Consider the following 22,421-nt stretch of genomic DNA (forward strand, 5'->3'; position numbering starts at 1 on the left):
GCTCAATGAAGTGATTCGCCAGACCTTGCACTCGGAAGTGCCGCTGGTGAACCAGATTTCGGAGTATTTGATTTCGGCAGGCGGCAAACGTCTGCGTCCGGCGATTCATCTGCTGCTCACGCGCGCGCTGCAAAATGCGTGCCCGCATTCGGCATACACGCTGGCGGCAGTGGTGGAGTTTATCCATACGTCCACGCTGTTGCACGATGATGTGGTGGATGAATCGGATCTGCGCCGTGGGCGGCAGACGGCGAACGCGATGTTTGGCAATGCGGCCAGCGTGCTGGTCGGTGACTTTTTGTATTCGCGCTCGTTTCAGATGATGGTCAGCGTGCAGAGCATGCGCGTGATGGAGATTTTGGCCGACGCGACCAATGTGATTGCCGAAGGCGAGGTTTTGCAGTTGCTCAATGTGCACGATCCTGACGTGACCGAGGCGCGCTATATGCAGGTGATTCATTATAAAACCGCGCGACTGTTTGAGGCTTCGGCGCAGTTGGCCGCGGTGATGAGCGGTTGTACGGCGGAGCAGGAGGCGTTGTGTGCTGCTTATGGTCGTCATCTGGGCGCGGCGTTCCAGTTGGCCGATGATATTTTGGATTACGCGGGCGATACGGCGGTTTTGGGTAAAAACGTGGGCGACGATTTGCGCGAGGGTAAGCCGACTTTGCCGCTGATTTATGTGCTGGAAAATGGTTCGGATGCGGAAAAAGCGATGGTGCGAGCGGCGATTGAGAATGGCGGTATTGATCAGGCGCATTCCGACTTCACCACGATTTTGAACGCGATCAAGTCGAAAGGCGCGCTGGATTACACGCATCAAAAAGCCGAGCATGAAGTGGCGGCAGCGAAAGCCGCTTTGGACTTTTTGCCGGAATCTGAGTTCAAGCAAACCTTGCTGGCGTTGGCGGATTACTCGCTGGCGCGTGATGTGTAAGCCGTTTTTGCGCAACAATTGCGACTCGTCAATCTAAAGGAACAACTGTGGATACGCTCCCGCTTTGGGCACAGATTTTAATTTTAGTAGGTTTGCTGGCGGTGGCTGGGTTTTTCTCGATCGCCGAGACCTCGATGATGGCGATCAATCGTTTTCGCTTGCGCCATTTGGCCAAGCAGGGCAACCGAGCTGCGATACGGACACAGGAATTGCTCGAACAAACCGAGCGTTTGCTCGGTGTGATTTTGATCGGCAATAATGTGATCAATACGATTTCCGCGATGTTCTCCGGTGCGATTGCCGCGCACTACTGGGGGAACAATCAATATGCCTTGTCGATTGCCGCAGCACTTATCTCGTTTGCCATCATTATTTTTAGTGAGCTGACGCCGAAAGTCATCGGTGCGGCCTATCCTGAAAAAATTGCGCTGCCCGCCAGCCTGATTCTCAAGCCGTTGCTGACCATCATCTATCCGGCGGTATGGTTCACCAATTTGTTTGCCAATGGCTTGCTGCGTTTGATGCGCATCAATCCGAAGCCGGACGAAGAAACGCTATCGAGCGAAGAAATCCGTGCGTTGGTGCTGGAGCAAACGCCGTTGATGCCGAAAAAGCACAAAAGCATTTTGGTCAATCTGTTTGATTTGGAGGAAGTGGAGGTCAACGATCTGATGACGCCGCGCTCGAAAATCGAGGCGCTGAACATCAATGACGATATTGACACCATCCGCCATCAATTGGTGACCTGCTACCACAATAAATTGCCGGTGTACGACGGCGAATTGAACAACATCCTGGGGATTTTTCACATCCGCAAAGCCTTGCATCACTTGGAGGACGGCTCCTTGACCATCGATGAAATCCGCAACAGCGTGAGCAAACCGTATTTCATCCCGTCCGAGACCGCGATTTTTGAGCAGTTGCAGCATTTTCAGGAGGACAAACAGCGGCTCGGCGTGGTGGTGGACGAGTACAGCGAGGTGCTGGGGATTTTGACGATGGAGGACATCATTGAGGAAATGGTCGGCGAATTCACCTCGGCGGGACACGGTGGTCAAAGTCGCACGGTATGGGGCGAAGATGGCTCGGTGGTGATTGATGCGGGAACCTCGTTGCGTGAAGTCAACCGCCGTTTGAAACTGAATCTGCCCTTGGATGGGCCCAAAACACTCAATGGTTTGATTTTGGAAGAATTGCAAGACATCCCTGATGCGCAAGTCAGTTTGCGTTTTAACGACTGCGTGGTGGAAGTCGTGCACGTGGATGATCAGGGCGTGCGCAGTGCGCGTCTGTTTCGCCTCAACAAACAGAAAAAAACCTCGCATTGAGCTCGCCAATAGGCGCGTTCAATCATTATTCATAGGAAAGCACGGTGAACGTTATTCGCTCGGTTTCTCTCGTTAGCGCGGTCAGTGGCGCAGGTACGCAGATTTTTGATGCGCAGGACGCGCCAGTGGTGCGTTATATTCAGGATTTACTCGCGCGCTTGGTCGGCGAGCGCGCATCCGACGTGCATTTTGAACCGTTTGCCGAGGATTTTCGCATCCGTGCGCGTATTGACGGTGTGCTGCATGAAGTGGCGCGCCCTGATCTAAATTTGCGTGAGCAGCTGACCGTGCGTCTGAAAATCATGGCGCAGTTGGACATTGCCGAAAAACGTTTGCCGCAAGATGGTCGGCTGAAATTAACGATCACGCCGAATCAGTCGGTGGATTGTCGCATCAGCACCTTGCCAACTTTGTTCGGTGAAAAAGTGGTGGTGCGCTTTTTGAATGCGCAGGATACCACGCTGGATTTGCATGGTCTGGGCTACGAGCCGGAGCAATTGCGCATCGTGGAAGAAACGCTCAAACACCCGCACGGCATGGTGCTGATGACGGGGCCGACGGGTAGCGGTAAAACCGTGTCGTTGTACGCCTGTCTGAATGTGCTCAATCACGAGGGCGTGAATATTTCCACCGTCGAAGACCCCGTAGAAATTTTCATGCACGGCATCAATCAAGTCAGTATCAATGAAAAAGCCGGTGTGCAGTTTGCCACCGCTTTACGCGCGTTTTTGCGCCAAGACCCCGATATTTTGATGGTCGGTGAAATCCGCGATCTGGAAACCGCCGATATTGCGGTCAAAGCCGCACAGACGGGGCATTTGGTCTTTTCAACCCTGCATACGAACGATGCAACGATGGCGCTGACCCGCCTGATGCAGATGGGCGTGACGCCCTACAATGTGGCGGCATCGGTCAATTTGATTGTGGCGCAGCGTTTGGTGCGGCGACTGTGTTCGTGCAAAAAGCCGGTCAAGCTGGATGCATATTTGCTGCAAAGTGCGGGAATGGACGAGGCACAAGCGCAACAGACCGATTGGCAAGCATTCGCGCCCAATGGCTGCGAGCAATGTTATGGTACGGGCTATATCGGGCGCATCGGGATTTTTCAGGTCGTACCGGTCTTGCCGAGTATGCAATCACTGATCGCGCGCAATGCGTCGTCGCAAGAATTGAGCCAACTGGCACAAGAAGAAGGTTATTTAAACCTGCGCCAAGCCGGTTTGCGTAAAGTGGTGGCGGGCATCAGCTCGCTCGAAGAAGTCATGTCGGCCACATTGTAACAAGGTGACCATGAATACCGCACCGCCGAATCCCCCAAGCAGCCCAAATCCGTCAGCATCAGCCCATAGTCGGTCTGCGCCCCAGCCCGTTCCGGCTTTAAAACGCTACACCTGGCGCGGACAAAACCGCGCGGGGCAGGATTTATCGGGCGTGCTGTATGGCGTGGACAAGGATGCGGTGCGTGCGCAATTACATCAGCGCGGCATTATTGCGCTGACGATTCGTCACTCCGGTGAGCCGTGGCTGCGACGCGTGTCCACACGCGAAGTGACGCGGTTTTTACAGGAATTATCCACGTTGTACGATTCGGGCGTGCCATTGTTGCGCATCTTGGATGTGCAGTTGTACAGCGAGCCGAAACCGTATTTTCGCAACATCATACAAACCATTCGTCTGGATGTGGAGCGTGGTGAAAACCTGCACACCGCGCTGCGTCATCATCCAAAAATTTTCGATGAATTGAGCTGCAATCTGATCGCCAGCGGTGAGGAGTCGGGGCGCTTGTCCGAGGTCTTGCGCAACATCGTCCAGTCGCAGGAGCAGCGTCAACGCATCCGTTCGCAGATTCAAACTGCGTTGTGGTATCCGATTTTTGTGTTCTTGGCCGCAATTTTGGTCTGGACGCTCATTTTAACCTTTATCGTGCCGGTGTTTGAGTCGGTGTACCGTACTCAGGGCAAAACTTTGCCGTGGTTGACTCAGTTTTTGATCCAAATCTCACACAGCATACGCGACAATTGGCTGATTTGGCTGGCGTTGATTGGGCTATTGCTGGCGTTGCTGGCGCGTTGGCGACAGTCGCGTTGGCAGGGCGTTTTGGATCGCTGGCGGATGCGGATTCCGCTGATTGGACGATTGCTGCGGCAAGCGTGGCACGCGCAATTTGCCCGTACCTTGGGTCTGCTGTATCAGTCGGGCGTGCCGCTGTATCAGGCGCTGGAGACCTCGGCGCAAACGGTGTCCAGCGTGACGATGCGCCAATCGATTCGCGCGGTGATTCAGGACGTGCTCAATGGCCACAGCCTGTCGCTGGCCATGACGCAGTATCCGATTTTTGAGCCGAGTTTGATTCAGCGGGTGCAAATCGGCGAAGAGTCCGGCTCGCTGTCTACTATGTTGTTGCAACACGCACAGCACAATGAGTTTTTGGTTGAGCAGGGAATCAAGCGCTTGTCTTCCTTGATCGAGCCCATCATGGTGGTTGTGGTCGGTGTGACCGTTGCGGTTATGGTGATCGCGCTGTATCTGCCGATTCTGAATATGGGCATGTGATCATGGCATGGGCTGATGGGTTCGCGTGGTTTTGGCTGCTGCTGTGCGCGGCGGCGTTGGGCAGTTTTGCCAATGTGTTGGTGTATCGATTGCCGATGCAGATTGTGCGGGCGTCTGATGAAGTGGATTCGAGCAAGGGCGCGTTTAATATCGCTGTGCCGGCTTCGCATTGCCCGAATTGTCACACGCCGCTCAAGTGGTGGCAGAATGTGCCTCTGATGAGTTTTATATGGCTCAAAGGTCGTTGTGCGTTTTGTCATGCGCCGATTCCGCGTCGTTATTTTTGGATTGAGTTGGGTACGGTATTGATTGCCATCGCGTGCCTGTCATTGTTTGGCATCGGTGTGAAGGCTTTGGCGCTGTTTGTTTTGTTGTACGCCTTGTGGGTGTTGAACTGGATGGATGCTTTGTATCAATTGCTGCCCGACGTGTTGACGCTCGGTTTGCTGTGGACAGGCCTGTTGCTGCGGGCGTGGTTTGCGCCGATGAGTTTGGACGATGCGGTTTGGGGTGCGGTGTTGGGCTATGTTTTGCTGTATCTGCCGCATGTGTTGTATCTGAAATGGCGCGGCGAAGTCGGACTGGGTTTGGGCGATGCGAAATTGCTGGCTGCGGTGGGCGCGTGGTTGGGTTTGGTGCATGTGCCGACGGTATTGCTATTGGCTTGCGTGGCGGGTTTGATGTATGGCGGCGTACGATTTTTAGGGCGCGCGCGCGTGACGCATCGTGTGGAGGCACAAGATTTACGGGATTTGCGCAGGGTGCGCATTCCGTTCGGACCGTTTATCAGTATGGCGACGGCGCTCATTGTGCTGTGGCAACATACGCTGATTTTTGCGGGGTGGCAATGATGAAGGGGGCTTTATGAAAGGTGTTTTGCAGATATTGCGTCCGTATTTACGCCCATCATTGCGAATGATGACCGAACGCGCCGAGTTGCCCGCTCATGTGCTGAATGTGGGTTTGACCGGCGGTATTGGTTCGGGCAAATCGACCGTGGCGCAGCTCATGCAGTCGCATGGCTTTGCGGTGATTGATCTGGATCGTATTTCGCATGAATTGACTCAAGCCGGCGGTCGTGCCATCGCGCCGATCGTGGCGTACTTTGGTTCTGCGGCGATGGCTGCGGACGGTGCGCTCAACCGTGCCTTTATCCGCGAGCGCGTGTTTGCCGAACCATCGGAACGCGCGGCGCTGGAGGGGATTTTGCACCCGATGATTGAGCAAGAGGTGTTTGCGCAGGCGAGGCATTTGGCGCAGCAGGCCAAGTGCATCGTGTATGATATTCCGCTGTTGGTGGAGAGTGAGCGTTGGCAAGCGCGTTTGGATTGGATCGTGGTGGTTGATTGCGAATCAGAGGTGCAACTGCAGCGTGTCCAAGCGCGTAACCCGCAGATGGATGTGACAACGATTAAGGCCATCATTTCGGCGCAAGCTTCACCCGATCAGCGTCGAGCCATCGCCAATGCGCTGATTGATAATCGTCAAAATACGCCCAATCGCTTGAATCTAAGCCGTCAAGTCGATATACTGACCAATTATATAAACGCATTGTGTGCGCAGAAGCAATGTAAGCAAAATTGACAAAGGTAGGCATGACCCCATTTGTATCAACGTCGGACTCAAAAATCACTTTCGAGTTTCCGCTCAATGAGCGGTTTCGGACGTTTTTGCGCATTGAAAATCTGCTGCACCGTTGGCAATACTATTTGCGTTCAACGACGAAAGAAGACCATCACACCGCGATTTTGACCCTGCTGGATATTTACGATTTTTCGTTCCGCAACGATGTCAAAGGTGATTTGCTCTCCGAATTGGCGCGCTACAAGCAAGCACTGAGCCAATATTTCAGCTCCCCAGATGTGTCGGAAGACAAACTCAATCAAACGATTTTGCGTTTGGTTGATGCGTATAAACAAATTGAGCAGTCGCCCAAATTTGGCGGCAACTTGGCTGACAATGAGTGGTTGATCAATATCAAAAGCCGTTTGGTGGTCTCCGCCAGCGTATGCTCGTTTGACATGGGCTTCTATTATCAATGGTTACAGGACTCCGAACAGCGCCGGCTCAATGATTTGCAAGAGTGGATACAGCCGTTTGCGCCGATGTTTGACGCGGTGACGTTGTTGTTGCAACTGTCGCGCAATTTGGCTTTGACCAAGGACTGTGTGACGCATTCGTACGCCTATCAACAGCCATTATCCGGTCGTAAATTTGACATCATGCGCGTCGAATTTGCCAACACCAGCAATTATCTTCCCGACTTTAGTGCCAACAAGCACGTCATTTGGCTGCGCTTCGCCGCGCCTGTGGTGAGTGTGCGCTCAAGCGCAAAAACCATGCAACACGCCATGCAGGAGGAAGTGGCTTTTCGTCTCGGCTTGTGCGGCGTGCCGGCCACTTCGCCGGTGGCGCAGCGCGAACAAGTTCATCCGTTTTACAGTGCGCTATGAGTGTACGAGTCAAGTGTCCGACCTGTCGTCGGGAAATCGCATACGATGCGCGTTCGCCGTTTCGACCGTTTTGTTCAGAGCGCTGCCGTCTCATCGATTTAGGCGCTTGGTCGCAGGAAAGTTTTCGCATCCCCGTGATTGAGGAAGACGATGGGCTGAATGTGCATACACCGCTGGATGATGCACCACACTAATCTCAAATCAATGTAAAAAACCGTCAGAGACTGACGGTTTTTTGTACGAATCGTAAAACTACGGGCGATTACTGTTTGCCATCGGCCGTGCGAACCGCTTCTTTGACATCGGCTGCGGCTTTGTCTACTGTTGTTTTGGCAGCGTCAGCCGCGTTTTTGGTCGCGTCAGCAGCTGCGCCGGTTGCGGTTTTGGCTGCATCGGCTGCAGTTGTTGCGGCGCCTGCGGCTGCATTTTTGCCTGCATCTACTGCGGTGGCAGCGGCGTTTTTAGTGGCGTCAACAGCAGATTCTGCTTTTTGGTTCGCGCCACCGCAGGCGGCTAAAATACCGGCTGAGAGCAATACGGCGATCAGTGAGAATTTTTTCATGGGAAACTCCTAAAATAAAAATGTGTGAGTCGGTTCACGGGTTAAAGTAGTAAAGCAGCAACGTAAAAACGCTGCGTCATTAAACACAGGTAGCGAATTATAAAGAAAAAATCCTGTGCGCGTGCGGAACCGCCGCTTTTTTACGCAACGTAATCGGATTGCGCTTACGCCAAAAACCAGCCTTGCTCGTACCAATCGTGCCACACTGCCCATAATTCGGAGTCTTTGGTGATGGAGCCAATCTCCTCGGCAGACAAGGCGCGCTGGTTCGCCAGTTGTTGCAACACCTCGGCGTCTACGCCATCGGCGACGAAATGTTCGCCATTGATGAACACCCATGGTGCGCGGTACAGCATTTTGGTGGCGAAGGCCAATTGCAGACCCTGCTTTTTGATGCGGTTTTTGAACTGCGCCAAGGTGCAACTGCTCGGCAGGTCAAAAAACACGCTCGGTTTGGGCTCGGATAGGTAGCAGCCGAGGCTCTCGGTCACCCAGTCTTTGTCCCAGCGCATTTCTTGCAAACGCTTGCTGATGTCGTTAATCATCTCGTTCGGAATTTGCGCGGGCGTATTTTGGTATTTCAAATTCGGGTCGGCGTAGTGGCCGGACAGTTCCAAATTGTCCTCGATAAATTGCAGCAGCGCGACGCCCAACTCCTGGTAACTCGGCGTGCGAAAACCGATCGAGTAGGTCATGCAGTCGCCCACCGCGATGCCGTCGTGTGCGTATTGTGGCGGTAGATAGAGCATATCCCCCGGCTCCAGCACCCAGTCTTGCTCGGGTGTGAAGTGTTGCAAAATGCGTACCGGCAGATTCGGGCGAATACTGCGATCCGTTTCCTGAGAAATGCGCCAATGGCGTTTGCCATAGCCTTGCAGTAAAAACACATCGTACGCGTCGTAATGCGGCCCGACGCCGCCGCCGTCGGTGGCGAAACTGATCATCAAGTCATCCAAACGCACGTCGGGAATGAAGCGAAACAGATTAATCAACGCGTGGCCGAGCGGATGATGCAGGTCTACGCCCTGAATCAATGCCGTCCAGCGGTTTTGTTTGCGCGAGGGGATGGCTTTTTTCTTGACAGGGCCGTGTTGCAGCGACCAGCCGTTTTGCGCGTCGTCTATCACCAAACGCGATTCGATCGCCTCATTTTGCAAGGCATCGATCGCATCCTGCGGCTGATAAAATGCTTGGAAATTTGGAATCGCTTGGCGAATCAACAACGGTTTTTTGTGCCAGTACTCTTTTAAAAAAGTCTGTACCGACATGCCGCCCAGCGGAATCGGTTGGCCATTGAGCATCGGCCAATCCTTGCCCGCAGGCGTTCGTGAAAAGTCCCCCAACTGCTGCCAGAGCGGGGGGTTGGTTTTTTTGCTGCGCATGATGTGCCTCGTGAATGAGTCGAAAAATGAATGAATCGCGTGAAAAGCTATGTCAATGGCATGTATGCCAATGCGTTTGCTCGAACGGTTAAGGCTTTTTTGCTTGGTGCAGGGCGAATTGCTCGGCAATCGCTTGAATCAACAGCGGCGCCAAATCGTCCTTACGCATTTTTTGCAGCGCCTGCACGCCATTCTCGGAAATCAGGCTGGCTTGGTTGTACTCGCTACCAAAAGTGCTCGGTCCTTGGTTGGCAATGATCAGCGGAATGTTCTTTTTCAAACGCTTGGCCTGCGCGTATTCGATTACGTTTTCCGATTCGGCGGCAAAACCGACACAAAACGGCGCGTTCGGTTGCGCGGCAATGGTCGCGAGGATGTCGGGCGTTTGTACAAAATTCAAACTCGGTACGTCGTCGGTCGAAGCTTTCTTGATTTTCTGCGTAGCAACCTGAGCGACTTTCCAGTCGGCAACGGCGGCGACGGCGATGAATATGTCTTGTCCGTCCAATTGCGCTTGGCAGGCGGCGAGCATATCGTCGGCCGATTGCACATCAATGCGCGTCACACCAAACGGTGCGGGCAGTGCGGTTTTACCGGAAATTAAGGTCACGTGCGCGCCTGCATTTGCAGCCGCTTGTGCCAGTGCGTAGCCCATTTTGCCACTCGAATGATTGGTGATGCCGCGCACGGGATCAATTGCTTCAAACGTCGGGCCGGCGGTGAGTAACACCCGTTTACCCGCCAATACTTGCGGTGTGAATAGACGTGGCAGTAGCGATAAAATCTCGGTCGGCTCGATCATGCGACCATCGCCGATTTCGCCGCAGGCCTGTTCACCATTCGCCGGCCCAAATATGTGAATGCCGTCGGCACGAATTTGTGCCAGATTACGCTGGGTCGCAGGATTACCCCACATTTGTACGTTCATAGCGGGTGCGATGGCGAGCGGGCATTTGGCCGGATCACGCGCTAAGACCAGATTGGTCAGCAAATCGTCGCTGATGCCGTGGGCGATTTTCGCCATGACATTGGCCGTGCACGGTGCGATCAGCATGGCGTCGGCCTCGCGGCTCAGATTGATGTGGGCGATGTTGCTGTCCGTACCGCTGCGGTTGTCCCACAGCGAGTCGTATACCGGCTCGCCCGAGAGTGTGGCGAGGGTCAGCGGCGTGATGAATTCTTTCGCGCCATCGGTCATGACGACGGATACGCGCAGGCCTTGTTTACGCAGAAGACGTACCAGCTCGGCGGATTTATACGCCGCGATGCCGCCGCTGATGCCTAAGAGGATGTGTTTCATGGGCTGCTTAGATCAATGAGTTGAGCGGCGGATGGATGGCGTCGTCAATCTGCTGAACCATTTGCTCAATGCGCTGAGTGGATTCGAGCTGGGTGCTGTTGTGCAAATTGAGTTGCAGCAATTCATTGGCAATTTGCAAGGCGGCAAATACCGCGATTTTGTCGTGGCCAGATAAACCCATTTGCTGATGAATCGTGGTCATTTTTTTATCGACCAGTGCGACGGAGGCCAGCAGTGTCGCTTTTTCATCCGACGTGCACAGCAGGGTGTAGCTGCGCCCCAAAATATTGACGTTTAGTGTTTCTTTTTGGCTCATTCGTCCTCCGAAGTAACCGAGTCAGATTCTGCCGAACCGTCGCTCAAGCGCGCGATCACCCGATCAATACGCGCTTGTGCGGTATTCATGCGCTCTTGCAGCGCCCGCTTTTCATGCTCCAAATGCTGAACGCGCTCGCGCAATTGGCGGTTGTCCTCCTGCAGTTGGCGCACGAAGTCCAAAAGTGTTGCCAATTTGTCTTCTAAAAGTTGAATCAGTTTGAGCATGGTCGAGGTCAAAAAATAAGTAAAAAACAACAATCTCAACGGCTTACGAGACTATCTGCCAATTCTACTCGAATTTGCCCACACACACCGCAAAATCTGGCGGATTTTAAAAGATTGATTTTTGACAGGCAGTCCATTACAGTGTCGGTATTCTACGAGTGTCATAGTTAATCACTATGGTGAAACAGGGAAACTGGAGGCGATGAGCGTTGATCCGATGCGTTTATTCAACGATTTCATTCGCGTAACCATGCTGCACCCGCAACGGTAGATTTCATTGCACAGCCCATTAAAGGGCACGCACGAACGTTTGGCAATCCACTGTAAACAAAATCCTCGCGCCACGCGCGAAGTCTTGATTCGTTTATGGGAAGGGTCAAACAGGGGAAATCAGCCCGGAGACCGGCTCATAGAACTGCCGAAGGCTCCAATGACTAAAACCACGAGTCTTCAAATCGTAAACCCTATGCCTTGCGGGTTGCTTGGCCAAGGACAGCAAAAATGAACAATACATACCCTTCGACAGGGGTATCTGCGCGTGCGCGTCATCAACGCCACGGTTCGCAGATGCCTACCCATTCCTCTAATTTTTCCGTGCAATTGAGCTTGGTTTTGGCTTTATCCGCCTACTCAGTACACGCATGGGCGCAAGAAAGCGGCGCGCCTGACGTCGTCACCTCGGCAGCGCGCACTTCGCAGGTTGTGACCGACGCGCTCAACTCCACTACGCTCATTACCCGCGCGGATATTGAGTCTGCAACGGTAACTGATTTGGCTGGTTTGCTTCGACAGCAGTCTGGGGTTATCGTTCGACAAAATGGTCCTACAGGTAATTTGTCTCAAGTTTCTTTGCGCGGCGGCGATACAAAACAGACATTAATTTTGGTAGATGGTGTCCCGTTAAATAATTTGTCTTTTGGTAGTGCGACATTAGAGCAAATTCCCTTGTCTTTGATTGATCGCGTCGAGATCGTTCGTGGTAATGTTTCTGCTCTGTATGGCTCGCAAGCCACTGGTGGCTTGGTACAGATTTTTACACGCAAAGCTCAAATGGGACAACAGGCGGAGGTGCGCTTTGCTATTGGCTCTCACGGTCAAAAACAAGCAAGTGCGCAAGTGAGCACAGGTAATGATAAGGTTCAACTATCCGCTGGTTTAGCTCATGAACAAGCTAAAGCAGTAAGTGCTCGAAACGCCGCTGTGGCCAACCCAGATAAAGATGGTTATCGTAATAACAGTGGTAACCTTTCGGTGCGTTTTACGCCCAATGAGCGTAATGAGTTCGGAGTGAAATTCTATCAAACCAATGGATATAACGATTATGATGAACTATTCGGAGGTACGTCCGCGATTCATTACCAAAAAGCCAAAACTGAGCAGCTGACGGCATATAGTAATAATCAATTGATGAGCAACTGGTCAAGCCAATTAATATTGAGTCAAGGTGTTACAGACGCAGAAAATACAAGTATTTCGAGTTTTGCCCCCTTTGTTACTAACGATAAAACGACAACTCAAAGTATTTCTTGGCAAAATCAAATTGACTTGAATGTGGGAAAATTGATTGCTGGCGTATCGCATACTCATCAAACGATTAAAAATGGTAATACGTACACGGTTAATAATTTTTCAAAAAATAAAAGAGATACAAATAGTATTTGGTTAGGTTACAACTTAGATCAAAACCGTCATCATTTACAACTGAACGGGCGTTGGGATAAGTTGTCTGACTTTGGTCATTATGAAACTGGAGCCATCAACTATGGTTATGATGTTACGCCAGAACTCAAGGTGTTTGCAGGCTATAGCAATGGTTTTACAGCGCCCTCGTTTTGGGATTTATATGGTTCTTCTTGGGCTAGCAATAAAAACCTGAAAGTCGAAAAAGCTCAGTATGCGCAAGCAGGTGTTCAGTATGACCGTCAGAAATATGGCACGCGTGTGACCTTATACCACAATAAATATAAGAATCGAATTTACTTGGATAGCGCTTATATTCCTCAAAATGCAGATTCTCGTGCAAAAGGGGTTGAGTGGCATTCTTGGTATGCAGATCGCGGTTGGAATGTTGACTTCGGTTTGACTTACCAAGATGTTCAGTTTGCTCAAACTAAGGAACGTTGGTTGCGTCAGCCACGAGTTTTAGCTAATGTTAGCTTAGGTAAGACTTGGAAACAGTGGCAGGCGCAAGCAGATTGGACGGTTCAAGGTAATATGAAGGACGTGAGTAATAAAACAGTGGCCGGTTTCGGTGTGCTCAATACGTCGTTGTTCTACTCGCCACGCAAAGATTTGAAACTGGGCTTGACCGTGGGTAATGTATTTGACCGAAAATATGAGCCGATCGCGGGTTATAACGCCATGCCGCGTAATTTCCTATTCTCGGTGAACTATAAGCCGCAGTGGTAAGTGTCGTTATTTAAATGATGCGCTGCATGAAACTCCGTGTGCCTCGCTTTATTGACAGCCATGCCAGCCATTTTTGGCTGGCTGTTTCTGTTGGTGTGGCGCTATGCGTGGTGCTGTGGGCGATGACTTCGGGCGGCGCGTATGCGTCGCCCGATATTTTTTATCACTTGCGTATGCCGCGTGTGCTGGCGGCTTTTGGCGTCGGTGGTTTGCTGGCTTTGGCGGGCGTGATGTTGCAGGCGCTGTTGCGCAATCCGTTGGCTGAACCGTATATGCTCGGCGCGGCCAGTGGTGCGTCGTTTGCCTTGTTGGTCGGAACGGTGTTGGGGCTGGCGTGGTGGATGTTGCAGGGTTTGGCATTTGCCGGTGCGGTGGCGGTGCTGTGTCTGATGTGGTTGATTTTGCGTCGATTTAGCCGATTGGAAGGGGATATTTCGATTGTGTTGTTGCTGGGGGTGTTGTGCTCGGCGACCTTGAATGCGGGTGTGAGCGTGCTGCTTTTGATGTTGCCCGATCGGGCGTTGCGCGGCAGTTTGTTTTGGCTGATGGGTGATTTGGCGGGTTCGGGGCAGCATTTTGTGGCGTGGTGGGGGCTGTGGCTGTGTTTGCTGCTGGCATTGCCGCTGGCGGGACGCATGATGGTGTTGATGCGCGGTGCGCTGATGGCGCACGCGGTGGGTGTGCCGGTGCAGCGGGTGCGGGTGCAGTTGCTGCTGTTGGCGGGTTTGGCGACGGCTTTGGCGGTGTTTGAGGCTGGCGCTGTGGGCTTTATCGGTTTGGTCGTGCCGCATTTTGTGAAGTTGTTTTGTGCCAAGCGCGATGTGGGCATGCGCTCGGTCATGGTACTGTGTGTGTTGTGGGGCGGTGTGTTGTTGGTGTTGGCCGATGCGCTGGCGCGCACGATCATTGCGCCGATGCAGTTACCGGTGGGCGTGCTGACGATCGCGCTGGGTGCGCCGTTTTTGGCGTGGCAATTGGTGGTGCGTTTGAAATCAGGGGGAATGGCATGAGTGTGTCTGCGTTGCCCGTGGTGTTGCAGTGCGATCGGTTGGCGATTGGTTTTGCTGAGCGAACGTTGGTCGCGCCGTTTGATTGGTCGGTGCGCGAGGGTGAGCGCTGGGCGGTGTTGGGGGCGAATGGTTCGGGGAAAACCAGCCTGTTGCATGCTTTGTTGGGCGCGTCCGTTGCCGATCAGCCGCAGTTGGGTGCGCAGATCACGTTGATGGGTACGTGTTTGGCGCAGTTGAGTGTGCAGACCCAAGCGCGTTGGCGGGTGTGGGTGCCGCAGCGGTATGAGGAGCCGTTCACGATTACGGTGTTGCAGGCTTTGCAGAGTGTGGCGGCGTCGGCGTCCATTGAGGTGGTGCTGGCGGTATTGGCGCAGTTTGGTTTGCAGACTCATGCGCGCGCGTGGGTGCATCAGTTGTCCGGCGGGGAGCGACAGCGTTTGACTTGGGCGATGGCGGCCTTGCGCGCACAGTTGTCTGAGGGGCAAACGCGGCTGTGGCTGCTGGATGAGCCGTTTTCGGCGCAGGATATTGCGTGGCAGCAGCGGCTGTTGCGTTTTTTATGTGAATGCGACGGCGCCGTGGTGGCGACGGTGCATGATTTGAATCAAGTCCATCGGTTTGCGACGCATGTGTTGCTGCTGGGCGAGAGCGGTGTCTTGGCGCAGGGCGCGCGTGAGCAGGTGATGCGCTCGGAGACGCTCAGTCGGGCGTTTGGGGTGGAGGTGGCGCTGGATGAGAACGGGCGAGTTTTTTGGTAGTGGGTTTGTGAGGGTGTAAAAAATCCGCGCTTGATTGCGCGGATTTTTAGTGCGAATGTTGCTTAAATCGTCATTGAAAACAGCCGAGTCTCGGGTTGTTTTTCCCACAAACGCAGGTCAAACGCCATGGCGATGTTGCGAATAAAGGGGCGGCCAACTTCTAAAACGGTTAATCCATCATCATGAATTTCAAGCAAACCGTCTTCTTGCATGGATTTCAGGCGTTCGATAATCAGCGGTAGTTCGGGCAGTTGCATCTGTTCGGCGCGCCAATCGGTGTGCATACGGCACATGATGTTGAGGATGTGTTGGCGCACGATCAGGTCGGTTGGTGTGAGAATGTGGCCGCGTACCAAAGGCCATTCGCCGTTGGTGATGCGGGCGTTGTAATCGTCCAGTTTTTTCTCGTTTTGTGCAAACGCGTACCAGGTATCGGAAATCGAGGATACGCCGAGACTGATCATCAAGCGCGTGTTGGTTTCGGTATAGCCCATGAAATTGCGGTGCAGGCGGCCTTCGATCATGGCTTTGTAGAGCGTATCGGTGTCGCGGGCAAAATGGTCCATGCCGACTTCGATGTAGCCGAGTGTGTCGAACAGCTCTTTGCCCAATTCGTACAGGGCGCGTTTTTCTGGGCCGCTGGGCAGGTCGGCTTCATTGAAGCCGCGCTGGCCATTATTTTTCAGCCATGGCACATGCGCGTAGCTGTAAAAGGCCAAACGATCTGGCGCGAGGCTGGCGGTTTTTTCGATGGTGTGGCGCATGCTGTCCAACTGCTGATGCGGCAGGCCGAACACGAGATCGTGGCTGATGGAGGTGTAGCCGATGCGACGGGCGGCTTCGTGCACGCGCGCGACGTTTTCAAATGGCTGAATGCGGTTGATGGCCTTTTGCACCTTCGGGTCGTAGTCTTGAACGCCAAAGCTTACGCGACGAAAGCCCAAATCGTACAGGGTTTGTAAATGCGCTTCGGTGGTGTTGTTCGGATGCCCTTCGAAGCTGAATTCGTGGTTTTCGGCGCGATCGGCATGTTCAAATAAGCCGTTGAGCAGCGTGTTTAAGTTTTCCGGGCTGAAAAAGGTTGGTGTGCCGCCACCCAAATGGATTTCTCGAATGCGTGGTCGCTCATTGCTGTGTTTGGCCAGTTCGTCAATGTACATGCGCCATTCACGCAGCACATTGGCGATATAACCGGCTTCGACGCTGTGATTTTTGGTGATGCGGTGGTTACACGCGCAAAATGTACACAGGCTTTCACAAAACGGCAGGTGAATGTACAGGCTGATGCCGTCGTGTTGGTTGGATTCGATAAAGGTGCGCGCCAATGTCTGCAAATAGGCCGGTACGGTGAAATCCTGCTCTTGCCAATAAGGAACCGTCGGATAGCTGGTGTAGCGCGGGCCGGCGACATTGTATTTGTGAATTAAGTGGTGGGAAACCGTCATAATCGAATCTTCATAAAGCTTGAATGGAATAAGCGTCATTGTATGATAAAACCATAGGCTCTGGGCGGATGTCACCATAAGCCATATAGACATCAACCGTTATTGTTCATGCCTCTTTGGATTGATGGCGCATCACACAGATCGGATTTACTATGAGAAAAATACAATTGTGGTCGCTCAATTTTGTTGTTTTAATGCTTTTGTTCTTGATTTTATTGATAAAAATGTTTAAAATTACCAGTTCTCTCGTAATGGTGCGGGGGATATTTGTAAAAGGAATTTAAATGTACGCAGTCATAAAAACTGGTGGCAAACAATATCGTGTTGTCGCTGGCCAAAAATTGAAAGTAGAACAGATCGCTGCTGACATTGGACAACAAGTGACTTTGAACGAAGTCTTGGCCGTGGGTTCTGGCGAAGGTTTGGTTGTGGGTACGCCGTTGGTGTCTGGTGCGTCTGTGGTAGCTAAAGTATTGTCTCAAGGTCGTCACGACAAAGTGCGCATTTTCAAAATGCGTCGTCGTAAACACTACCAAAAGCGTCAAGGCCATCGTCAAAACTACACTGAATTGTTGATTGAAACGGTGAATGCTTAATTTTTAATTGAGCACTTGTTAAGTTTATCGCCGAAGTCGAATAGGACTTTGGGATTGAAAAAAGGATGTCATCATGGCACATAAGAAAGGCGGCGGCTCTACGCGTAACGGTCGTGAATCAGAATCGAAGCGCTTGGGCGTGAAGATTTACGGCGGCGAACACATCGTTCCGGGCAACATCATCGTGCGTCAGCGCGGTACTGAATTCCACCCAGGCGAAGGCGTTGGTATGGGTAAAGACCACACCTTGTTCGCATTGGTTGAAGGTAAAGTACAATTTGCCGTTAAAGGCGCACAAAAGCGTCGCGTGGTTAGCATCGTATCGTAAACGATTTCTGCCCCGTATTTCGGCGTTTGCGGTCATTTGACTGTGAACTGATAAAAAACTCTACGAATAAAATCGTGGAGTTTTTTTGTTTTTGATGTATTTTTTGTTTGTATTTTGGGTGAACTCAGCTCTACAATAAGATAGTTGGTGTTTAATCGTTTACATAACCATCTAACCAAAGAGGTTCATCATGCTCACGCAAGCCCAACAAGTCGATCTGACGTTACAACACATTCATAACCAAATTTTGGCAACTTATCCGTCGCCGGAGCGCGCAGTGGTTGAAAAATCGGAGGATTGGCAGCAGTTTAGCCAACGGTTGCGAACTCATTTCCCAACCCTGATGTGGGAGCTCAATCATGTGTACGGCACGAATGAAGCAGTGCTACCGATGTTGGATCAATTGATGCTGATGGCGTGGCAGAGCTATTCATCGCGTGCGGAACCGTTGAAAAAACAGGATGCGGCACGCGAAGCGGATCCCGACTGGTTCCTATCAAACAAAATGGTTGGCGGTGTGTGCTACGTGGATCTGTTTGCGGGTAATCTGCGCGGCATCATCGACTCGATTCCATATTTCAAAGAACTGGGGCTGACCTATCTGCATCTGATGCCATTGTTCAAATGTCCGGATGGCAAGAGTGATGGCGGCTATGCCGTCAGTAGCTACCGTGAGGTGAATCCGGCGCTCGGTACGATTGACGATCTGCGCGAGGTGGCCAAAGCTTTGCGCGAAGCCGGCATTACGATGGTGGTGGATTTTATTTTCAATCACACTTCAAACGAACACGAATGGGCGAAAGCCTGTGCCGGTGGCGATCCGATGTTTGATAATTTTTACTATATCTTCCCCGATCGCTGGATGCCGGATCAATACGACCGCACGGTGCGGGAAATCTTCCCCGATCAGCATCCGGGTGCATTCTCTCAGTTACAGGACGGTCGCTGGGTGTGGACGACGTTCAATTCGTTCCAATGGGATTTGAATTACAGCAATCCGTGGGTGTTCCGCGCGATGGCGGGCGAGATGATGTTCATTGCCAATCTGGGCGTGGATATTTTGCGCATGGATGCGGTGGCGTTCATTTGGAAACAATTGGGCACGGATTGCGAAAATCTGCCGCAGGCGCATGCATTGATTCGGGCGTTTAATGCAGTGATGCGCATTGCCGCACCGAGTGTGCTGTTCAAATCCGAGGCGATCGTGCATCCGGATAAAGTGGTGCAATACATCGCGCCGAATGAGTGTCAGTTGTCGTACAACCCGCTGCAAATGGCTTTGTTGTGGAATACCTTGGCAACGCGCGAGGTGAATTTGCTGCAACAGGCGCTGACCTTCCGTCACAATCTGCCGGAGCATACCGCGTGGGTGAACTATGTGCGGTGCCATGACGACATTGGCTGGACGTTTGCCGATGAGGATGCGGCGTATTTTGGCATCAATGGTTTTTTCCATCGCCAATTTTTGAATCGCTTTTATGTCAATCGCTACGAGGGCAGTTTCGCGCGCGGCGTGCCGTTCCAAGACAATCCGAATACCGGCGACTGCCGCATCAGCGGCATGTGTGCTTCATTGGTCGGTTTGGAGCAGGGCGACCCGTATGCGGTGGCGCGGATTTTACTGCTGCACAGCGTGATTTTGAGCAGTGGCGGCCTGCCGTTGTTCTATCTGGGGGACGAGGTCGGTACGCTCAATGACTTTGGTTACCAGAGCGATCCGAATAAGCAGGACGACAGCCGTTGGGTGCATCGCCCACCGCGTGATGCTGCGCGTTACGCGCAGCGTACGGACTTGAGCACCAGCGCAGGGCAGATTTATCAGGGCTTACGACATTTGATTGAGCTGCGCAAAAACACCGACGCGTTGTCTGGCGCGCGTCTGACCATTTTTGACTGCAAAAACCCGCATGTGCTCGGCTATCTGCGCAATGATGCGGTTTTGGTTTTGGCCAATTTCAGTGAAGCCGATCAAACCGTGCTGGCCCATGTACTGTCCGCCATGCCGACGCAGGCGCGTGATTTGATCAGTGGCGAGCATTACGCTTTGGATGCGGATTTATGCCTGAAACCGTATCAAGTGCTGTGGCTCCAGATTAAAGCCTAATACGCATTGAGCCGTAATCGGCGCACGTTGATAACACCACGCACGCAGGGTTTAATTCGGTGCGTGGTGCATTTTTTTATGGATGCGAAATAGCTGCATGATCGAAATATAAAAACCGATCATGGCAAAGGCAATCGTCATGTAACCGATGCTCACGCCCAACAGTTCGCTCACATAACCCACGACCAAGCCAGCACTTTGAGCGCCGATGATGATGCAAAACATCAGCAACGCGGAGAATTTTGCCGTATCGTGCGGCGCAAAATCGATCAAATGATTGAGCAAAATCGGGAATACCACGCCGATGCCGACACCGGCAAAAAAGTTGGTGACAAACATATACGGCAGCGTCGCGGAGTTCGGAAAAAATGCGATCAGCACAAATGCCACGCAACCGACCAAACTCAAGCGAATCAATCGCTGCTCAATCGTCAATTCGCTGTGAATGAATGCTTGCCAACTGCGCACCAGCACCATCCCGAGCGTGAACCCGACCAAACCCACGCGCGCCTGATCCAGTGCGATTTCACGGCCGGAATGTGCGTAATTGACGAACCAAAAGCTGTGCCCCCACTCCACATAACCGATCAAAATCGCCGCTATCCACGCCCAAATCGCCCACGGCGCGAACATCAATTGCAGATAAGTATGCGCGTGTTGGGCAGGTGCGCTTGGCGTTGAGGAGTCGTGCGATGTTTCGTGCGAGGTGTCCTGTGCAGACGAAATCAGCGACAACTGCGCAATCGCCTGTCGAATCTGTGCGCGACTGTATGCAAACAGCAACACCAGCACCAATACCGTGAACACCGCATACGGCACGCGCCAGTTCGGATACGCGCGCAGTAGCACAATCACCCAAATCGGCGCAATGCTCGCACCGATGCTCCAGCCCACATCGAGCAAAGCCAAGACACGCGCGCGGATGCTGCTGACCAACTGCATTTTGCCGATCAGCGTATGCCCCAGCGTCGCCATCGCGATCACCATGACTTCATACAGGATAAAGCCGCTGATGAGCATGGCAAAGCCCGTACTTGCGACCATGATGCCGATGGCAACCAACATACCCAGCAAATAAGTCATCAGCAGGTGGCGTGCCGACACGCGATGCACCAAATCACCGCCTAAAAATGCGCCGATGGCGCTGCCGACATTGCCCCAAAACACCAGCCAGCCAATGTGCTTGGGTGTAAGGGTCAAATCAGCGGAAATTTCGGTGGTCAGACTGCCCAGCAAATTGCCAAAAATACCGGCGCAGAGAATGCTAAACATAATGAGCCAAGCCAGAATGGGGACTTGGCGGATAAATTCACGAGTATTCATAAAAACCTTGCTTGTTAAGGTGACATTCTAAACCTTTTGCGTCAATCGCGTGCGCGCACGGCACGACGCGCGCGGCAAAAACCTTGGGGCAAGGCAGGCGCATCGCTTATAATGGCGGGCAATGCGCACAGATTGCGCACATTTACAGTCCGTCGGTGCATCGTCATCAATGCCGCCGGACGTAGGGAAAGAATATGAAATTTATAGATGAAGCCAAAATCGAAGTCATCGCCGGTAATGGTGGCAATGGCGTGGCGAGTTTTCGCCGTGAAAAACACAAACCGAACGGCGGACCGGACGGTGGCGACGGCGGGCGTGGCGGCAGTGTTTATGCCGTGGCCGACGAAAATTTGAACACGCTGATTGACTACCGTTTTACCAAAAAACACCTCGCGCAAAATGGTGAGCGCGGCCAGTCCAGCGACTGCTACGGCAAGGGTGGCGAAGACATCACGCTGAGAATGCCGGTTGGCACCATGATTTTCGACGCGGAGTCGGGCGATTTGCTGCACGACTTGGCGCAGTCGGGGCAAACCGTACTGCTCGCCAAAGGTGGCGAAGGCGGCTTGGGCAATATCCACTTTAAATCCTCGACCAACCGCACCCCGCGTCAATGCACGCCGGGTACGGAGGGCGAACGTTTTGCCCTGCGTTTGGAGTTGAAAGTATTGGCCGACGTCGGTCTGCTCGGTATGCCCAATGCGGGTAAATCCACGCTGATTTCAGCGGTGTCCAATGCGCGTCCGAAAATCGCCGACTACCCGTTCACCACATTGCATCCGAATCTGGGCGTGGTACGCACAGCGGCCGAGCGCAGCTTCGTGATCGCCGATATTCCGGGTTTGATCGAGGGGGCGGCTGATGGCATTGGCTTGGGCGTGCGCTTTTTGAAACACTTGGCGCGCACACGTTTGCTGTTGCATTTGGTTGACATCGCGCCGTTTGACCCGAATGTGGATCCCGTGCACGAAGCACGCGCGATTGTCGAAGAGCTGCGCAAATACGACGAAACGCTGTACGACAAACCGCGCTGGTTGGTGCTCAATAAAATCGATATGATCGCCGAAGACGAGCGTGCTGAACGCGTGGCTGCGTTTGTCAAAGATTACGGTTGGCAAGGGCCGGTATACCAAATTTCCGCCGCGACGCGCGAAGGTACCGAGGCGCTGATGAAAGAGATTCAAAACTATGTCGATCAAGTGAAATTGACCGAGCAGCGCGAGCGCGCGGAATCTGAACAAGCCGAGCAAGCCGCCAAACTGGCCGAACAATTACAAGCCAACCCGGCCAATCCAGCCAGCCCTTTGCAAGCCGCGCCCCTGCCGCAATCGGTATTGAATAAACCCGCCGCCCCACAACTGAGCACAGATAAAGCGGACGATGCGGAGGG

21 protein-coding genes, 1 pseudogene and 1 riboswitch are annotated in these 22,421 nt (G+C 52.8%); of the genes and pseudogenes, 15 read left to right on the forward strand and 7 right to left on the reverse strand.

What is annotated here, in order from left to right; all coding sequences use genetic code 11:
* The 8 genes from ACZ41M_RS00005 to ACZ41M_RS00040 form a co-directional block, all read left to right on the forward strand.
* On the forward strand, window positions 1–937 hold a 937-nt coding region (locus ACZ41M_RS00005), incomplete at its 5' end, for a polyprenyl synthetase family protein (protein ID WP_464737474.1).
* Window positions 938–984: 47 nt separating this feature from the next.
* Window positions 985–2,265 (forward strand): HlyC/CorC family transporter, encoded by a 1,281-nt coding sequence (locus tag ACZ41M_RS00010; RefSeq protein ID WP_464730893.1) that lies wholly within the window; start codon window positions 985–987, stop codon window positions 2,263–2,265.
* Between the two features lie 44 nt (window positions 2,266–2,309).
* Window positions 2,310–3,545, forward strand: a complete 1,236-nt coding sequence (locus ACZ41M_RS00015; RefSeq protein ID WP_464730892.1) for a GspE/PulE family protein — start codon at window positions 2,310–2,312, stop codon at window positions 3,543–3,545.
* A gap of 10 nt (window positions 3,546–3,555) precedes the next feature.
* Complete coding sequence (locus tag ACZ41M_RS00020) at window positions 3,556–4,818, forward strand: type II secretion system F family protein (protein WP_464730891.1); 1,263 nt, start codon at window positions 3,556–3,558, stop codon at window positions 4,816–4,818.
* A gap of 2 nt (window positions 4,819–4,820) precedes the next feature.
* Window positions 4,821–5,669: a prepilin peptidase gene (locus ACZ41M_RS00025; RefSeq protein WP_464730890.1), complete on the forward strand. Its 849-nt coding sequence runs from the start codon at window positions 4,821–4,823 to the stop codon at window positions 5,667–5,669.
* A gap of 13 nt (window positions 5,670–5,682) precedes the next feature.
* The gene (gene coaE, locus ACZ41M_RS00030; protein ID WP_464730889.1) at window positions 5,683–6,402 is read left to right on the forward strand and encodes a dephospho-CoA kinase; all 720 of its coding nucleotides are present in this window, start codon (window positions 5,683–5,685) and stop codon (window positions 6,400–6,402) included.
* A gap of 11 nt (window positions 6,403–6,413) precedes the next feature.
* Window positions 6,414–7,271, forward strand: coding sequence for a cell division protein ZapD (gene zapD, locus ACZ41M_RS00035; RefSeq protein WP_464730888.1), 858 nt, complete (start codon window positions 6,414–6,416; stop codon window positions 7,269–7,271).
* Window positions 7,268–7,465 (forward strand): DNA gyrase inhibitor YacG, encoded by a 198-nt coding sequence (locus ACZ41M_RS00040; RefSeq protein ID WP_464730887.1) that lies wholly within the window; start codon window positions 7,268–7,270, stop codon window positions 7,463–7,465. The genes zapD and ACZ41M_RS00040 overlap by 4 nt, the downstream gene beginning before the upstream one ends.
* A 68-nt stretch (window positions 7,466–7,533) precedes the next feature.
* On the opposite strand, the gene ACZ41M_RS00045 is transcribed toward ACZ41M_RS00040, so the two are convergent.
* The 5 genes from ACZ41M_RS00045 to ACZ41M_RS00065 all read right to left on the reverse strand — a co-directional run bounded on the left by ACZ41M_RS00045 (window position 7,534) and on the right by ACZ41M_RS00065 (window position 11,058).
* Window positions 7,534–7,833 carry a hypothetical protein gene (locus tag ACZ41M_RS00045; protein WP_464730886.1) on the reverse strand — a complete coding sequence of 100 codons (300 nt, stop codon included), beginning with the start codon at window positions 7,831–7,833 and terminating at the stop codon, window positions 7,534–7,536.
* A 164-nt stretch (window positions 7,834–7,997) separates the two neighbouring features.
* Entirely contained in the window at window positions 7,998–9,215 is a 1,218-nt protein-coding gene (locus tag ACZ41M_RS00050) for a ribosomal protein uL16 3-hydroxylase (RefSeq protein ID WP_464730885.1), read from the reverse strand.
* Window positions 9,216–9,303: 88 nt separating this feature from the next.
* Complete coding sequence (gene coaBC, locus ACZ41M_RS00055; RefSeq protein WP_464730884.1) at window positions 9,304–10,515, reverse strand: bifunctional phosphopantothenoylcysteine decarboxylase/phosphopantothenate--cysteine ligase CoaBC; 1,212 nt, start codon at window positions 10,513–10,515, stop codon at window positions 9,304–9,306.
* 7 nt (window positions 10,516–10,522) lie between these two features.
* Entirely contained in the window at window positions 10,523–10,831 is a 309-nt protein-coding gene (locus tag ACZ41M_RS00060; RefSeq protein WP_464730883.1) for a cell division protein ZapA, read from the reverse strand.
* Complete coding sequence (locus tag ACZ41M_RS00065; protein ID WP_464730882.1) at window positions 10,828–11,058, reverse strand: hypothetical protein; 231 nt, start codon at window positions 11,056–11,058, stop codon at window positions 10,828–10,830. The genes ACZ41M_RS00060 and ACZ41M_RS00065 overlap by 4 nt, the downstream gene beginning before the upstream one ends.
* 139 nt (window positions 11,059–11,197) lie before the next feature.
* A riboswitch (cobalamin riboswitch) is annotated at window positions 11,198–11,483 on the forward strand.
* A 76-nt stretch (window positions 11,484–11,559) separates the two neighbouring features.
* Here ACZ41M_RS00065 and ACZ41M_RS00070 point away from each other — a divergent pair.
* Genes ACZ41M_RS00070 through ACZ41M_RS00080 form a run of 3 tightly spaced genes read left to right on the forward strand, consistent with a single transcriptional unit; the run spans window position 11,560 to window position 15,235 of the window.
* Complete coding sequence (locus tag ACZ41M_RS00070) at window positions 11,560–13,467, forward strand: TonB-dependent receptor plug domain-containing protein (RefSeq protein ID WP_464730881.1); 1,908 nt, start codon at window positions 11,560–11,562, stop codon at window positions 13,465–13,467.
* A gap of 26 nt (window positions 13,468–13,493) precedes the next feature.
* On the forward strand, window positions 13,494–14,477 hold the full coding sequence (locus ACZ41M_RS00075) for a FecCD family ABC transporter permease (RefSeq protein WP_464730880.1): 984 nt from the start codon (window positions 13,494–13,496) through the stop codon (window positions 14,475–14,477).
* Window positions 14,474–15,235: an ABC transporter ATP-binding protein gene (locus tag ACZ41M_RS00080; RefSeq protein ID WP_464730879.1), complete on the forward strand. Its 762-nt coding sequence runs from the start codon at window positions 14,474–14,476 to the stop codon at window positions 15,233–15,235. The genes ACZ41M_RS00075 and ACZ41M_RS00080 overlap by 4 nt, the downstream gene beginning before the upstream one ends.
* Window positions 15,236–15,297: 62 nt before the next feature.
* Here the strand turns inward: ACZ41M_RS00080 and hemN are convergent, their stop codons facing one another.
* Window positions 15,298–16,680, reverse strand: coding sequence for an oxygen-independent coproporphyrinogen III oxidase (hemN, locus tag ACZ41M_RS00085; RefSeq protein WP_464730878.1), 1,383 nt, complete (start codon window positions 16,678–16,680; stop codon window positions 15,298–15,300).
* A gap of 284 nt (window positions 16,681–16,964) precedes the next feature.
* Between hemN and rplU the strand changes: the two genes are divergently transcribed.
* The 3 genes from rplU (at window position 16,965) to ACZ41M_RS00100 (ending at window position 19,708) form a co-directional block, all read left to right on the forward strand.
* A complete protein-coding gene (gene rplU, locus ACZ41M_RS00090; RefSeq protein ID WP_464730877.1) occupies window positions 16,965–17,276 on the forward strand; it encodes a 50S ribosomal protein L21 in 312 nt (103 codons plus the stop codon).
* A gap of 73 nt (window positions 17,277–17,349) precedes the next feature.
* Window positions 17,350–17,604, forward strand: coding sequence for a 50S ribosomal protein L27 (gene rpmA, locus ACZ41M_RS00095; protein ID WP_464730876.1), 255 nt, complete (start codon window positions 17,350–17,352; stop codon window positions 17,602–17,604).
* Between the two features lie 190 nt (window positions 17,605–17,794).
* Window positions 17,795–19,708, forward strand: a complete 1,914-nt coding sequence (locus tag ACZ41M_RS00100; RefSeq protein WP_464730875.1) for an amylosucrase — start codon at window positions 17,795–17,797, stop codon at window positions 19,706–19,708.
* 51 nt (window positions 19,709–19,759) lie between these two features.
* Here ACZ41M_RS00100 and ACZ41M_RS00105 read toward each other — a convergent pair whose 3' ends face one another.
* A complete protein-coding gene (locus ACZ41M_RS00105; protein ID WP_464730874.1) occupies window positions 19,760–21,031 on the reverse strand; it encodes an MFS transporter in 1,272 nt (423 codons plus the stop codon).
* Window positions 21,032–21,225: 194 nt separating this feature from the next.
* Between ACZ41M_RS00105 and cgtA the strand changes: the two are divergent.
* A pseudogene (cgtA, locus tag ACZ41M_RS00110) lies at window positions 21,226–22,284 on the forward strand (Obg family GTPase CgtA); the annotation flags it as partial.
* Between the last annotated feature and the right edge of the window lie 137 nt (window positions 22,285–22,421).

The organism is Puribacter membranae (assembly GCF_055380425.1).